The following is a 15762-nucleotide window of genomic DNA, read 5'->3' as shown; positions in this document are numbered from 1 at the left end:
AAACCAAGTCTTAACAGGGCCAGAGTCAGTAGGAGTAGACCCGAAACCGGGTGATCTATCCATGTCCAGGTTGAAGCTGCCGTAAGAGGTAGTGGAGGACCGAACCCACATCCGTTGAAAAGGGTGGGGATGAGGTGTGGATAGGGGAGAAATTCCAATCGAACCCGGAGATAGCTGGTTCTCCTCGAAATAGCTTTAGGGCTAGCCTCGGTGTGAGTCTTGCGGAGGTAGAGCACTGAATTTCCTAGGGGGCGTCAAAGCCTACCGAAGAATATCAAACTCCGAATGCCGTGTAGATATCACCGGGAGTCAGACTGCACGAGATAAGTTGGGCGGTCAAAAGGGAAAGAGCCCAGACCTACAGTTAAGGTCCCAAAGTGCGCGTTAAGTGGAAAAGGATGTGGGATTTCGAAGACAACCAGGATGTTGGCTCAGAAGCAGCCATACATTCAAAGAGTGCGTAATAGCTCACTGGTCGAGAGGTCCTGCGCCGAAAATGTCCGGGGCTGAAACGCGCCACCGAAACTAAGGAATCCGTAAGGATTGGTAGAGGAGCATTGCATATGGGAAGAAGCAGTACCGTAAGGAGCTGTGGACTATATGGAAGAGAGAATGCCGGAATGAGTAGCGAGATAGAGGTGGGAATCCTCTAGGCCGAATATCCAAGGTTTCCAGGGTAAAGCTGATCTGCCCTGGGTGAGTCGGGACCTAAGGTGAGGGCGGGAGCCGTAGCCGATGGACAACAGGTTGATATTCCTGTACTGCAGTATAACAGAACTGTGGGGACACGTAAGGAGAGCGGGAGCCGGGAATGGAAAGCCCGGTACAAGCGAGGTACCAGTATGGTAGGAAAATCCGCCATGCAATGGGAAGACGTGATGTGGAGTGAAATATAGTAACGAAGCCCGTGAGCCATGCGTCAAGAAAAGCCGCTATTGTTTATATTGTACCCGTACCGTAAACCGACACAGGTGGATGAGGAGAGAATCCTAAGGCCGGCGGAAGAAGTATTGCCAAGGAACTCGGCAAAATGGCCCCGTAACTTAGGGAGAAGGGGTGCCTGCGAGAGCAGGCCGCAGAGAATAGGCTCAAGCAACTGTTTAGCAAAAACACAGGTCTATGCGAAACCGAAAGGTGAGGTATATGGGCTGACGCCTGCCCGGTGCTGGAAGGTTAAGAGGAGAGGTTAGACGCAAGTCGAAGCTTTGAATTTAAGCCCCAGTAAACGGCGGCCGTAACTATAACGGTCCTAAGGTAGCGAAATTCCTTGTCGGGTAAGTTCCGACCCGCACGAAAGGCGTAATGATTTGAGTGCTGTCTCGGCAATACATCCGGTGAAATTGAAGTGCCAGTGAAGATGCTGGCTACCCGCGCCAGGACGGAAAGACCCCATGGAGCTTTACTCCAGTTTGGCACTGGGGTCCGGTGTTGCATGTACAGGATAGGTGGGAGGCTGAGAGATAGTGACGTCAGTTGCTATGGAGCCGCTGTTGGGATACCACCCTTGTGATATTGGGCTTCTAACCAGCCGCCGTGAACCGGCGGTGGGACAATGCCAGGCGGGGAGTTTGACTGGGGCGGTCGCCTCCGAAAGGGTATCGGAGGCGCCCAAAGGTTCCCTCAGAATGGACGGAAACCATTCGAAGAGTGCAAAGGCAGAAGGGAGCTTGACTGCGACACCGACGGGTGGAGCAGGTACGAAAGTAGGGCTTAGTGATCCGGTGGTATTAAGTGGGAATGCCATCGCTCAACGGATAAAAGCTACCCTGGGGATAACAGGCTTATCACTCCCAAGAGTTCACATCGACGGAGTGGTTTGGCACCTCGATGTCGGCTCATCGCATCCTGGGGCTGTAGTAGGTCCCAAGGGTTGGGCTGTTCGCCCATTAAAGCGGTACGCGAGCTGGGTTCAGAACGTCGTGAGACAGTTCGGTCCCTATCCGGCGTGGGCGTAGGATATCTGAGAGGAGCTGTCCTTAGTACGAGAGGACCGGGATGGACGGACCGCTGGTGGACCGGTTGGCTTGCCAAAGCCATGGCCGGGTAGCCAAGTCCGGAAGGGATAAACGCTGAAGGCATCTAAGCGTGAAGCCCCCCTCAAGATGAGATATCCCATTCTTAGTGAAGTAAACCCCCTTGAAGACGACGAGGTAGATAGGGCAGAGGTGGAAGTGTGGTAACACATGGAGCTGACTGTTACTAATCGGGTGAGGGCTTGACCAACCAGCCGAGGAAGCGGGCAAGGCAGGTAAGGGTCATACGGGAGCAAGCTTGCTTGTGGACGTATGAGCATTAGCTGACTTGAACATTTGCGAAGCAAATGACATCGAACGACGGAGTCGTGAGATGACCACCGCTGGAGTAGCCTAAAAGAACAGGCGATGCAGCGCAAGCTGCGAGCCCGTAAAAAAAGGTAAATCGGCACGCAGGTTAAACTTGATTCAACAAAAACGATTAACCATCAACAAACACATGTATGTAGTTTTGAATATACAATCATTAGAAAGTGGCTTAAACAGCCACTTTTTTTGTGCTATAATAAGAAATATTTTATATTAATTCATCCATTATCATCCGAAAACACTTTTTCTCTACACAGCAAAACGAAAGGATCTATTTTATTTATGAAAACATTATACGTATCAGATCTTGACGGAACTCTTTTACGAAAAAATGAAACCTTATCCACGTATACAATAAAAACAATCAATACCTTAACTGCCTCAGGCATGTTATTTTCCTATGCAACAGCCCGTTCATTAAATACAGCAAAAAAAGTAACAGAAGGTCTTAACACACATTTTCCTCTTATTATATACAACGGTGCATTCGTAAAAGATAATATCACAGAGGAAATCCTCATTGCCAATTATTTTGAGGAGGACGTATATGAGGTATTAAAAGATCTTTTTGCACACGAAATATATCCGATCATATATTCATATCAGAATAATATCGAAAAATTTTCTTATATACCGGAAAAAGCAACAAGCGGAATGCAGGCCTTTTTAAACAGCCGAAGAGGTGACAAACGCACTAATATTGTAACCGCAGAATCGGAACTGATGGATGGGAATCTTTTTTATATCACATGTATTGATAAGCCGGAGAAACTGGAACCATTTTATCATAAATATAAAAATAAATATCACGTTGTTTATCAGAAAGACATCTATACAGGAGAACAATGGCTGGAGATCATGCCACAAAAAGCATCCAAAGCGCAAGCTGCTTTGCAGTTAAAACAAAAACTGGAATGTGACAGATTAGTTGTTTTTGGCGATGGGAAAAACGATATTGATATGTTTGAAATTGCGGATGAAGCCTATGCAGTGGAAAATGCAGTAAGTGAACTGAAAGTTGTGGCAACCGGAATCATCGAATCTAATGAAAATGACGGGGTGGCGAAATATCTCCACAAAATACCTATTTCCAAACCCACTATTTTATGATATCATATAGCTTAACCTGCGGAAAATGGAGGTTATGCAACATGAATTATATTGAAGAAAAAATCATTCAGACAATAGATGAACACAGAGACGAGATCATAGCCTTTGCGAAGGATATCCAGAGTCATCCGGAGCCGGGGTTTTATGAGGAGAGAACAGCCGCACACGTAGCGGCTTTTTTGCGTGGTCTGGGACTTCGTGTACATGGAGGACTTGCACGCACAGGGGTCCGCGCAGAGTGGATGGAACAGGACGGACCGAATGTTACTATTATTGGAGAACTTGATGCCATCGGATGTAAGTCGCATCCGATGGCTGATCCCGTTAACGGGACAGCACATGCATGCGGACACCACGCACAGATTGCAGCCATGATCGGCGCAGCATTGGCACTGACCAATGAGGAGGTTCAAGCCTCTCTGTCTGGGTCCGTATCTTTTTTTGCCGTTCCGGCGGAAGAATACATTGATGCAGATAAACGTGCACGGCTCCGGAAAGAGGGAATCGGTTTTCCGGCATCCGGAAAAAGCGAGCTGATCCGGCTTGGAGAATTTGATCATTCGGATATTATTATGACCACACATGTACACATGATGCCGGTAGAAGAAGACTTTTATCTGGGGAATGCAGCCTGCAATGGATTTTCCGCAGAGCGTGTCACAGTAAGAGGAAAAGCAGCGCACGCAGCCATTGATCCCTGGGATGGAGTAAATGCTTTGAGCATTACTTCCAGTGCGATTCAGATGATGGGACTGATGCGGGAAACTTTCCGGGAGGAAGACCATGTGCGCCTTCATAACGTGATCCGAAAAGCCGGAGATGTGATCAATGCGGTTCCGGACGAAGCGGTGATCGAGACAAAAGTCCGTGCGGCATCCCTTGATGCGATACGCGCAACTCAGGAAAAAATGGACCGCGCTTATGACGGAGCTGCCTATGCATTTGGTGGAAAGATTGAAAGAGAACCGCTTCAGGGATATATGCCGATCCTGCACAGAGGTGCAGACAAAGTGATGGAGGAATCCGTAAAGCTTCTGGATGCGACATACCGGTGCTCAAAGCCGGCAGATTTTAACAATGCCTGTACCGATGTGGGAGATCTGACCCATCTGTTTCCTGTGCTGAATTTCACATTTGGAGGATTTGAGGGAAAACTTCACGGGGCAGATTTTCGGATCGTAGATGAAGAACTGGCTTATATCAAACCAGCCAAACTTCTGGCACTGACTACGTATCACCTTCTCTGCGATCAGGCAAAAGAAGCAAAAAAAATCTGTCGGGAATTTAAACCGGTATTTAATAAAGAAACTTATTGTCAGTATATAAGGGATAATTTCCATGAGAATGAGTAGTTAACCGAATCGAGGAAGTTCCTGAGTGGGTGCAATAAGTAATCTTGCATCAAAGAAGTCCCCTGAGTGGGTGCAATAAGCAATCTTGCATCAAGAAATTTCCCTGCGGGGGATGGATATCCGCATGCCTCATAACTCAGATATTTGTAAACGCACAGAGCGATAAGTGTTGAGACAAGTGAGGTTCATATTTGAAAAAGAGATAGAAATATCTGTGTAATAGTAAATAGAAGGAGAGTTAAATGTCCGAAATTTCATTAGAACTCAAAAATATAAAAAAGAGCTTCCAGGAAGGGGAGGACGTCCTGGAAAGCATCTGTCTTACAGCAAAAAAAGGAGAATTTGTTACCTTGCTGGGGTCTTCCGGCTGTGGAAAAACTACCACACTGCGGATCATCGCAGGCCTGGAACAGCCAGATTCCGGACAGGTTTTTCTGAATGGAAAAGATGTGACATCCCTGGAACCGAACCAGCGTAATGTGAACACGGTTTTCCAGAACTATGCACTTTTTCCCCATATGAATGTTGCAGATAATATTGGTTACGGACTGAAACTGAAAAAAACATCGAAAGCGGAAATCAGCAGAAGGGTAAAAGAAATGCTGGAACTGGTTCAGCTTTCCGGATTTGAGAAGCGAAAGCCTTCAGAACTTTCCGGCGGTCAGCGTCAGCGTGTAGCCATTGCCAGAGCACTTGTGAACAATCCGGAAGTCCTTCTTCTGGATGAACCTCTTGGGGCATTGGATCTGCAGCTGAGGCGTGCCATGCAGCATGAGCTGAAACGCCTGCAGAAGAAACTGGGGATCACGTTTATCTATATCACTCACGACCAGGAAGAAGCTATCAATATGTCCGACACGATCGCAGTGATGAACCACGGCCGCTTTGAGCAGATCGGAACGCCGGATGAGATCTACAATCATCCGAAGACCAGCTATGTGGCAATGTTTGTGGGAAATGCAAATATCCTTACCGGTGTTGTGGAAAGCGTTGATCCAGAGAGAACAGATGGTGCTTCTGATCAGATCACAGTAAGAACGGATGCCGGAAAAGTCAAAGTATCGATGAACAACGTTAATATTACTGCCGAACCGGATAAAGGATATCTGCCCCAAAAAGGAGAAAAGGTCACCATCGCAGTAAGAAGTGAAAATATCCGATTTGAGGAAAATAAAGAAAATGCACAAGAAAGCACGCAGAATTACACACTAGAAAACACACAAAAGAGTGCACACGAATCTGCAGAAAAGAACACAGACAATAGCTGCTATGGCTTAATCGCCGAAGTTGTGGAAAAAACTTTCGCCGGCGGCCAGCTCCGTGTTGTTTTGAAAACCTCGGAAGGCCAGGAAATCGTGGCAAGTCGTTATGGCATTGATACAAACGTCAGCGTAGGAGAAAAGGTGCGCTGCTGTTTTCTTCCCACAGATGCCGTACTGGTGGACCAGGGAGGCACCAATGCGTAAGCGTGGTGCAGGCTCCGTATGGATGATCCTGCCGCTGTATCTTTTCACACTGATCTTCGTTGCGCTGCCCCTTCTGTATGTGATCGCACTGAGCTTTTTCACGGCAGACGGCGGCTATGGTGTGAACTGGAAATTTACACTGGATAACTATAAACAGATCCTGGAACCGGTATATCTACAGACTTTTACGGGATCTTTTCGCCTTGCCATCACCAGTACCCTGATCATCTGCCTGGTAGGTTACCCATTTGGGTATTTTATGGCAAAGCTTTCCGAGGGGAAAAAGAAGCTTGCCATGCTGTTTCTGATGCTGCCTTTCTGGGTGAATTCCCTGATCCGTCTGTACGGCTGGATCATCATTCTCCAGAAAAAGGGTCTTTTGAACTATCTGCTGATGAAACTTGGCATCATTCAGGAGCCTTTAAAAATCCTGTACAGCTATCCTGCCATTGTGATCGGTATGATCTATGTGTTGCTGCCGTTTATGGCTTTGTCCGTGTATTCCAGTGCGGAAAAACTGGACTGGTCACTGGTGGAGGCAGCCAGAGATCTGGGAGCCAGCAGATGGAAAGCTTTCTGGAGTGTTACCTTTAAGCTGACTTTGCCGGGACTTCTTTCCGGAGTGATCCTTACCTTTATTCCATCTATGGGCTTGTTTTTTATTGCGGATATCCTGGGCGGAAATAAGATCGTACTGGTAGGAAGCCTGATTCAGGAGCAGATGACAAGAGGGAATAACTGGCCTTTTGCCGCGGCACTGGCGGTGGTACTGATGATACTGACCACTCTGATGATCGTACTGTACAGGAAGATCACCAATGTGAAGGAACTGGAGGGAATCGGATGAAAAAGAATTCAAAACTTTCAGGACTGTACCTGGGAATCCTGTTTTTCCTTATGTATCTGCCCATTGGCGTGGTAGTGGTATTTTCGTTTAATGAAGCAAGACTTCCGGTGCGTTTTACCGGATTTTCTCTGAAATGGTATCAGGAACTGTTTCAGGACAGAGATCTGATCCAGGCATTGAAAAACAGCCTGATTCTGGCTATATCCAGTTGCGGGGTATCTGCAGTGATCGGAACGCTGGGGGCTGTAGGACTTTCCAGGATCCACTGGAAAACAAAAGGGGTGATGGAGTACATTTCCATTCTGCCTCTGATGATCCCGGAGATCATTCTGGGAATGGTACTGATGGCATTTTTCTATATGCTGAACCTGCCATTTGGAATGCTGACACTTCTGATCGGACACACGGTTTTCTGCGTGCCCTATATTTTAATGGAAGTAAAAGCACGGCTTGTGGGAATGGACCCGTCCCTGGAAGAGGCAGCCAGAGATCTTGGCGCCGGTTCTTTCCGGGCATTCTGGGACATTACCCTGCCTCTGATCATGCCGGCTGTCATATCCGGCTCTCTGCTGGCTTTTGCCATGTCCATGGATGATGTGGTGATCAGCATTTTTGTGACCGGTCCGCGTGTATCCACGCTGCCGATAAAAGTTTACACACAGATGAAAACAGGCGTTACGCCGGAGATCAATGCACTTTGTACTATGATGCTGGGAGTGATCCTCCTTGTGCTGGCCGTGTATCTGATCATGGGAAAACGCGGGAAGGGGAATAAGAGAGATGAGCAATAAACTGATCGAGTTAAAAAATCTCACAAAAAATTTTGATGACCAGCAGGTGCTCCGGGGAATCAACCTGGATATCCACGAAAACGAATTCCTTACGCTTCTGGGACCCAGCGGCTGTGGAAAAACAACAACCTTGAGGATCATCGCAGGATTTGAGGAACCAAGCGGTGGAGAGGTGCTGTTTAACGGCATTGAGATCTCCAAGCTTCCTCCATATAAAAGGGAGATCAATACGGTATTCCAGAAATATGCGCTGTTTCCACATCTTAATGTTATGGATAATATCGGTTTCGGCCTGAATCTGAAAAAAGTAGATAAAACTGTCATTGAGCAGAAAGTCAAAAGAATGCTGAAGATGGTAGGTCTGGAAGGTTTCGAAAAAAGAGACGTCACCCTTCTTTCCGGCGGTCAGCAGCAGCGAGTTGCCATTGCCAGAGCTCTTGTCAATGAGCCGAAAGTCCTTCTTCTGGATGAGCCTCTTGGAGCTCTGGATGCCAAGATCCGTAAACAGATGCAGATCGAGCTGAAAAAGATCCAGCGAGAAGTAGGAATCACTTTCATTTATGTTACCCATGACCAGGAAGAGGCTCTCTCCATGTCCGATACCGTAGTTGTTATGAACAACGGTGAGATCCAGCAGATCGGAAGCCCGACAGACATCTACAATGAGCCGGAAAACCGTTTTGTGGCAGGTTTTATCGGAGAATCCAATATTATAGAAGGAACGATGATCAAAGATTTCCTGGTAGAGTTTGATGGTTTCCAGTTTGAATGTGTGGATAAGGGATTTGAGGACAACGAAGCCATTGAGGTAGTTCTCCGTCCGGAGGATCTGGATATTGTGGAACCGGATCAGGCCAAGATCAGAGGAACTGTACGGAACATTACGTTCAAAGGTGTTCATTATGAGATCCTGATCGAGACGGAGCTTCGCACATACATGGTGCACACTACCGATTATGCGGAAGTGGGACGAGAAGTAGGACTGAAGTTTGGTCCTGAGGATATCCATGTTATGTGCAGAATGGGAGGATACTAATGAAACAGTTCAAACATCTGATCAAGCCGTACATCATCTGGGCTTCGATCCTGATCGTGGTACCGCTGATCCTGATCGTACTTTATGCATTTACCTCAGATGGAAATGAAGTTCTGACTTTACATTTTACATGGGCGAATTTTGCAAAATTCCTGGAAACTACTTATTTAAGTGTTATTTTGAAATCTTTTCGCCTGGGTATCCTGACCACATTGATCTGTCTTGTGTGCGGATATCCGCTGGCATATATTATTTCCAAATACTCCGAGAAGGTGCAGAGTTTTCTCATCCTTATGGTTACGATCCCCATGTGGATCAACATGCTCCTTCGTACTTATGCATGGATGAATATTCTTTCAGACAATGGTCTGGTGAACAACCTTCTGAAAATGCTGGGAATTTCACCGATCACCATGATGTATACAGATTTTTCGGTTATTGTGGGCCTTGTCTGTAACTTCATGCCGTTTATGATCATTCCGATCCATACTTCTTTAAGTAAAATGGATAAATCACTGATCGAGGCGGCCAATGACCTTGGGGCCAATCCATTCCAGACCTTCTGGAAAGTCACCTGGAAGCTTTCCATGCCAGGTGTGGTCAATGGTGTTATGATGGTATTCCTTCTGTCCATCTCAACTTTCGTTATTCCGAAGCTTCTTGGCGGCGGTCAGTACATGCTGATCGGTAACCTGATCGAGTCACAGTTTATTTCCGTAGGTGACTGGAACTTTGGAAGTGCCATCTCTCTGATCCTGGCAGTGATCATCCTGATCTTTATGAGCCTGATGAAGAAGATGGACACCCAGGACGATTAAAGGAGGCAGGAGATGAAAAGAAAAAATACCATATTTTCAAAATTATATGTAGTGCTGTGTCTGGCATTTTTTTACCTGCCGATCCTTGTGACTATGATTTTTTCCTTTAACTCATCCAAGTCTCTGACCAGATTCACAGGATTTTCCCTGCGCTGGTACGGAGAGCTGATAAACAACATGGAGATCAGCAAGGCAGTTTATGTTTCTGTCACAGTGGCAATCCTGGCAACAATTATTTCCACAGTGCTGGGAACTATTACAGCCATCGGCCTTTCCAAATCCAGAAAAGTACTGAAGGAACTGGTACTTACCATCAATAACTTTCCGATCCTGAACCCGGAGATCGTAACAGCTATCGGTCTGATGCTTCTGTTTTCTTCTCTGGGAATGACGAAAGGTTATCTGACCATGCTGCTGGCACATATCGCGTTCTGTACGCCTTATGTAATTACCAGTGTATATCCGAAGGTGCGAAACCTGGACCCTAACCTGGCCAATGCGGCGATGGATCTTGGTGCAACGCCATATCAGGCCCTTACAAAAGTTATCGTGCCTATGATCAAAGAGGGAATTTTTGCGGGAGCGCTTCTGGCATTTACCATGTCCTTTGACGATTTCGTAATTTCCTATTTTGTTTCCGGAAATGGAGTAAAAAATATCTCCATCGTTGTATATAATATGACGAAGCGTATCAATCCGACCATCAACGCACTGTCAACGCTCGTGATCGTGGTGATCGTACTGGTATTGCTGTTTGCAAATCTGATACTGCCGAAGCTTCAGGATTCTACAGTAAAGAAGATGAATCCGAGAACAAGAAAGATCGTGGCAGCAGTTACGGCTGTGATTCTGGTGGCCGTTTTTGGAAAATGGACGCTTGTAAGCCAGGGAAGCCATGTACTTCGTGTATATAATGCCGGTGAATATATGGATCTGAACCTGATCGACAAATTTGAAAAACAGTACAACTGTACCATTGTCTATGAGACGTTTGAGTCCAACGAGATGATGTATACAAAACTTGCCAGCGGTGAGACCTACGATGTTCTGGTACCGTCCGATTATATGATCGAGAGGCTGATCAAGGAAGAATACCTTCAGTCTATTGACTGGAAAAAGATTCCAAATAAGAAGAATCTTCTCCCTGAAGTACAGAACAAGGACTATGATCCGGGAAACCGCTATTCCTGTCCGTATTTCTGGGGAACCGTGGGAATCCTTTACAATAAGAATGTAGTATCACAGGAAGATCTGGATAGAGAGGGCTGGAATGTTCTTACCGATGAGAAATATAAAGGAAATCTTTACATGTACGATTCCGAACGAGATTCCTTTATGATCGCCCTGAAAGCACTTGGATACTCCATGAATACCACAGATCTGGGTGAGATTCAGGAAGCTTATGAATGGCTGATCAACCAGCGTGATACCATGGATCCGATCTATGCAGGAGATGATGTGATCGATAATATGATCTCCGGAAACAAAGCAATGGCAGTGGTTTATTCCGGTGACGCTTCTTATATCATCAGTGAGAATCCGGATCTTGATTATTACACTCCAAAGCAGGGAACCAATACCTGGTATGATGCGATGGTCATCACCAAGGACTGTAATGAGGTAGATCTGGCTCATGAGTTCATCAATTTTATGCTGGATGATGAAAATGCTCTTTCCAATACCGAAGAAGTAGGATATACTTCTACTGTAAAGAGTGCGTTCGAGGAGATGAAAAACGGAACTTATGAGGGAATTGATTCTTATATTCCGCAGATCGATAATCCCAAGAATGAAATCTTCGGATACCAGAAGCCAAAGATCAAGCAGAAATTTGCAGAGCTCTGGACCAAGGTAAAAGCAAAATAACAAGACGTCAGAGAGAGACATGAAGGAGGTTCTATGAAAGCAAAAAAAGCAGCAGCGATCATGTTATGTGCGGCACTTGGAGCAGCTATGGTAACAGGTGTCAGCGTCAGTGCAAAGGATAAAGATGAACTGGTACTTTATACATGGGACGGAATGGTTCCTCAGGAAGTGCTGGATGATTTTGAAAAAGAAACAGGAACCAAGGTTGTCTATTCTAACTTTGATACCGATGAGACCATGCTTGAGAAACTTTCCCAGGCAAAAGGTGGTGATTACGATGTGGTAATTGCAGATGATTACATTATCGACAGTGCGGTAAAAGAAGGACTTGTCCAGAAGATCGACAAGGATACTGTTACCAATTTCGGAAACATCAATCCGCTTTTCCAGGGGCAGTTCTATGATCCGGATGATGAGTACACCGTGCCGTATGGTGCAGGAATCCCGCTGATCGTTTACGATCCGGATCAGGTAGATATTGATATCAAGGGATACAAAGATCTCTGGGATGAATCTCTGAAAGACAGTGTGGCCATCATCGGAAATTATCGTGTAATCGCAGGAATCACACAGCTTTCCATGGGTGAAAGCATGAATGAAGAGGATGTGGATGTGATCGCCAAGACCGGTGAGAGACTGAAAGAGCTTGCACCGAATATCCGCATGATCCAGGATGACAATACACAGAATGCCCTGCTCAACGGAGAAGCAAGTGTGGCATTTCTTTACACATCCCAGGTAACACAGGCACTGAAGGATAACCCGGATCTGAAGGTGGTTTATCCGGAAGAGGGCCTTGGATTTGGTATTCTTGGAACTTTTATCCCAAGTGAAGCACCGAATGCGGAGGCCGCCAATGAATTTATCAATTATATCCTGCAGCCGGAAGTAACTGCAAAGTGCATCAATTCTGTAGGTTATTATAATACAAACAAGGCAGCAGATGATCTGGTAGATGCGAACCTGGTTGTACCGGATGATGTGACCAAGGGTGAGATCGTGCAGAACGTAAGCCAGGAAGCAGAGCAGGAATACAATAAGATCTGGACAGAATTCAAAGCTGCCTGCGATTAAGGCAGACAGACCAGTAAGGGGGTTTTTCAGGTGGAAATATACAAAGGCACATCCGCTTTTTCCGGGATAGCCATTGGAAAAATACTGTATTACCACAGGGGCGAATACCAGATCCGTCAGTCTATGGTAGACAATGTAAAAAAAGAGCTGGATCGTTTGGACCATGCAAGGACAGCAGTAAAGACCCAGATCCAGCATATGTATAAAAACGGAGCACCCCTCCCAAAAGAGCAGGAGCTGACATTGAAACGTCAGCTGAAGCTCTTAAGCGGAGGCAGTTTCCAGCGGGCTGTAGAGAGCATGATCACAACAGAAAAGGTCAGTGCGGCTTATGCGGTCCAGACAACCAGAGATGAGCTTGCCAATGTATTTCGCAAGCTGGAAGACGAGGCTGTCAAGGAACAGATCGAAAATATCCGGGAGATCTCAGAACTTCTGATCGGCGCCATGGGTGGTTCCCATGCGCGGATCAATCTGGGAGATGAGCCGGTGATCCTTGCGGCAGAGCAGATTTCCCCAAATGAACTTCTGGAGATGAACAAATCCAGCCTTCTGGCAATAGTCATGCATCAGGGATCAATCATTTCCCATGTATCGATTATGGCGAAATCCATGGCAGTGCCTACACTGGTGGAAGTGGAGATACAGAAGGAGTGGGACGGCCATATGGCCATTGTGGATGGATATACAGGAACTCTGTATATTGATCCGGAACCGGAACTTCTGAAAGAATATGAGATCCGCCACAGGGCAGATATGGAAGAACGGGAAGAACTCTTAAGACTTCGTAATCAGGAGGATATCACAGCCGATGGAAAACAGATCAAACTTCTGGCCAATATCGGAAATTTGGATGATCTGAATACGGTTCTTTATTACGGAGCTACAGGCATCGGTCTCCTTCGAAGTGAATTTCAGTATCTTGGAAGAGAAAATTACCCGAGAGAGAACGAGCTGTTCCGTGCTTATAAGAAGGTAGCGGAGGATATGGAAGGCCGTCCGGTTGTGATCCGTACCGTAGATCTGGGTGCAGATCGGCAGGCAGAATATATGGCCATCCCGGATGAAGTCAATCCTATGATGGGAAACCGCGGTATCCGACTTTGCCTTGACCGGAAAAAAATGTTCAAAGCCCAGCTTCGTGCCATTTACCGGGCAAGTGCCTATGGAAACATCAGTCTGATGTATCCGATGATCACATCGGAGGAAGAACTGGATGAGATCGAAAAACTGATCCAGGAGGTAAAAAAAGGCCTGGATGAGAAGAATATTCCCTACAAAAATATCCGTACCGGAATCATGATCGAAACACCGGCTGCAGTTATGATCAGCGAGGAACTGGGAAAACGTGTGGATTTCTTAAGCCTTGGAACCAATGACCTGACCCAGTATACCCTGGCTATGGACAGGCAGAATCTTCTTCTGAAAAACAAATACAATGACCATCATCCTGCGCTTGTGAAGATGATCCGGATGGTGACAGAAGCAGGACATAAATCCGGATGTAATGTTTACATATGTGGGGAGCTGGCAGCAGATTCCAATCTTACAGAGAAATTTATCCAGATGGGAGTGGATGGACTTTCTGTGGTTCCGGCATGTGTACTTCCGGTACGAAAAGCAATCCGTGCAGCATTTGCAGATGCGTCAAACAGGCCGGAAGAGCAATAGTATCTGAGATTATAGGAGATCCTTTTTCTGAAAAACAGAAACAAATAAAAATCCTGAGAATTTCTATGTTATATTTCGCATAGGATTCTCAGGATTTTTTGTATGATTACCATGCTGGAAATTCCAGGTGGATATTTCAAATCCGCTTTGTTAAGTTATCGAAGTCCGAGAACACGTGCGGTTTCTGAAATAAATTCCGGTGTAGTACCGCAGCATCCGCCAATCACAGAAGCTCCGTTCTCAACAAGCACCTTCATATAGCCTGCAAAATCAGCAGGTGTCATGCTGTAAACGGCATTACCAAGATCATCGATCTGCGGCATTCCCGCGTTCGGTTTGGCGATAACCGGAATGGAAACATTCTCTTTGATATTACGGACAACAGATACCAGCTGATCCGGACCAACAGAGCAGTTGATGCCGACTGCACTGGCACCGGCAGCTTCGAGGGACATAGCAGCCTCTACGGCATTGCCGCCGCTGAAGATACTTCCGTCTGCTTCTACAGTCACAGTACAGATGATCGGGAGATCGCAGACACTCTGGCAGGCATCTACAGCAGCCAGTGTCTCTTCAATATTGATCATGGTTTCCGCTACGATAAGATCCACACCTGCGTCACGGAGATAACCGATCTGTTCCTGATAGGTTTCGAAGGCTTTTTCGTAGGTCATATCACCGGCCGGGGCCATCATCTTACCGGTTGTGGTGATATCTCCCGCAACATAAACGCCCTCCGGTGTGATCTCTTTGGTGTAGCCGGCCAGGGTATGGTTGATCTGCTCAATCTGATCTTCCAGACCGTGCATGGTGAGATTAATGCGGTTTCCACCGAATGTAGGTGCATAAATAATATGGCTTCCTGCTTCAATATAAGCTTTCTGAAGGGACTGGATCACATCTTTGTGCTCAAGCACCCAGCTCTCTGTGCAGACACCTCTTGGCATTCCTGCTTTCATCAGGTTGGAACCGGTAGCACCATCCAGCAGCAGGACATGGTTCTCAGTCAGTTTCTGAAATTCCTGTTTTGTCATATGTTTATATCCTCCTTATGGCAGCCAATCACGGTTGGCAAAAAAATAAGGCTCCTCCTGTAACTGCTGCACTCATTGCCGTGGGTCTATTTTAACATAGGAGAGAAGAATAATAAAGACCTTGCGTAATAAATGACAGGATTGTATAATAGCCACGAGAGAAAACACAGAGATACTGCTAAGAGAAATGAAAGGATTGTTTTGATGAAAGGACTTTATGATATTCATTGCCATATTCTGCCAGGGGTAGATGATGGCGCAAGGAATATGGAAGAATCCCTGTGGATGCTGAGTAAAGAATATAAAGAAGGCGTGCGACATGTGAATACTGACACCCCATTTTCGATATGAAATG

12 protein-coding genes and 1 rRNA gene (1 of these 13 running past the window's edge) are annotated in these 15762 nt (G+C 46.2%); 12 read left to right on the top strand and 1 reads right to left on the bottom strand.

Features of this window, described 5'->3' with window-relative positions:
- From AC04Q6_RS16570 to ptsP, 11 genes are all read left to right on the top strand, one after another.
- Nucleotides 1–2223, top strand: a 23S ribosomal RNA gene (locus AC04Q6_RS16570); it begins 665 nt to the left of the window's first position.
- A 401-nt stretch (nucleotides 2224–2624) separates the two neighbouring features.
- Nucleotides 2625–3452 (top strand): HAD family hydrolase, encoded by an 828-nt coding sequence (locus tag AC04Q6_RS16565; protein WP_118062654.1) that lies wholly within the window; start codon nucleotides 2625–2627, stop codon nucleotides 3450–3452.
- A 41-nt stretch (nucleotides 3453–3493) separates the two neighbouring features.
- Complete coding sequence (locus AC04Q6_RS16560; RefSeq protein ID WP_118062653.1) at nucleotides 3494–4804, top strand: peptidase dimerization domain-containing protein; 1311 nt, start codon at nucleotides 3494–3496, stop codon at nucleotides 4802–4804.
- Nucleotides 4805–5046: 242 nt separating this feature from the next.
- Nucleotides 5047–6270, top strand: a complete 1224-nt coding sequence (locus tag AC04Q6_RS16555; RefSeq protein WP_021976524.1) for an ABC transporter ATP-binding protein — start codon at nucleotides 5047–5049, stop codon at nucleotides 6268–6270.
- Nucleotides 6263–7117 (top strand): ABC transporter permease, encoded by an 855-nt coding sequence (locus AC04Q6_RS16550; protein ID WP_118071110.1) that lies wholly within the window; start codon nucleotides 6263–6265, stop codon nucleotides 7115–7117. Before AC04Q6_RS16555 ends, AC04Q6_RS16550 begins: the two co-directional genes overlap by 8 nt.
- Nucleotides 7114–7908: an ABC transporter permease gene (locus AC04Q6_RS16545; protein WP_021976526.1), complete on the top strand. Its 795-nt coding sequence runs from the start codon at nucleotides 7114–7116 to the stop codon at nucleotides 7906–7908. Before AC04Q6_RS16550 ends, AC04Q6_RS16545 begins: the two co-directional genes overlap by 4 nt.
- On the top strand, nucleotides 7898–8944 hold the full coding sequence (gene potA / locus AC04Q6_RS16540; RefSeq protein ID WP_021976527.1) for a spermidine/putrescine ABC transporter ATP-binding protein: 1047 nt from the start codon (nucleotides 7898–7900) through the stop codon (nucleotides 8942–8944). Before AC04Q6_RS16545 ends, potA begins: the two co-directional genes overlap by 11 nt.
- Nucleotides 8944–9762 carry an ABC transporter permease gene (locus AC04Q6_RS16535; RefSeq protein WP_021976528.1) on the top strand — a complete coding sequence of 273 codons (819 nt, stop codon included), beginning with the start codon at nucleotides 8944–8946 and terminating at the stop codon, nucleotides 9760–9762. Before potA ends, AC04Q6_RS16535 begins: the two co-directional genes overlap by 1 nt.
- Before the next feature lie 12 nt (nucleotides 9763–9774).
- Nucleotides 9775–11628, top strand: a complete 1854-nt coding sequence (locus tag AC04Q6_RS16530) for an extracellular solute-binding protein (RefSeq protein ID WP_118071111.1) — start codon at nucleotides 9775–9777, stop codon at nucleotides 11626–11628.
- 33 nt (nucleotides 11629–11661) lie between these two features.
- Nucleotides 11662–12702 (top strand): polyamine ABC transporter substrate-binding protein, encoded by a 1041-nt coding sequence (locus tag AC04Q6_RS16525; RefSeq protein ID WP_118062650.1) that lies wholly within the window; start codon nucleotides 11662–11664, stop codon nucleotides 12700–12702.
- A gap of 30 nt (nucleotides 12703–12732) precedes the next feature.
- Nucleotides 12733–14373 (top strand): phosphoenolpyruvate--protein phosphotransferase, encoded by a 1641-nt coding sequence (ptsP, locus tag AC04Q6_RS16520; RefSeq protein WP_118071112.1) that lies wholly within the window; start codon nucleotides 12733–12735, stop codon nucleotides 14371–14373.
- A gap of 155 nt (nucleotides 14374–14528) precedes the next feature.
- Here ptsP and AC04Q6_RS16515 read toward each other — a convergent pair whose 3' ends face one another.
- Nucleotides 14529–15407 (bottom strand): homocysteine S-methyltransferase family protein, encoded by an 879-nt coding sequence (locus tag AC04Q6_RS16515; RefSeq protein ID WP_118062648.1) that lies wholly within the window; start codon nucleotides 15405–15407, stop codon nucleotides 14529–14531.
- A 132-nt stretch (nucleotides 15408–15539) separates the two neighbouring features.
- Here AC04Q6_RS16515 and AC04Q6_RS16510 point away from each other — a divergent pair, with 132 nt between their 5' ends.
- Complete coding sequence (locus tag AC04Q6_RS16510; RefSeq protein ID WP_476389780.1) at nucleotides 15540–15758, top strand: CpsB/CapC family capsule biosynthesis tyrosine phosphatase; 219 nt, start codon at nucleotides 15540–15542, stop codon at nucleotides 15756–15758.
- Nucleotides 15759–15762 lie beyond the last annotated feature (4 nt).

Source organism: Blautia sp. HA9023 (genome assembly GCF_056504095.1).
Note: the sequence above shows the minus strand (reverse complement) of the source record. Positions and strands in the feature narration are given on the sequence as shown.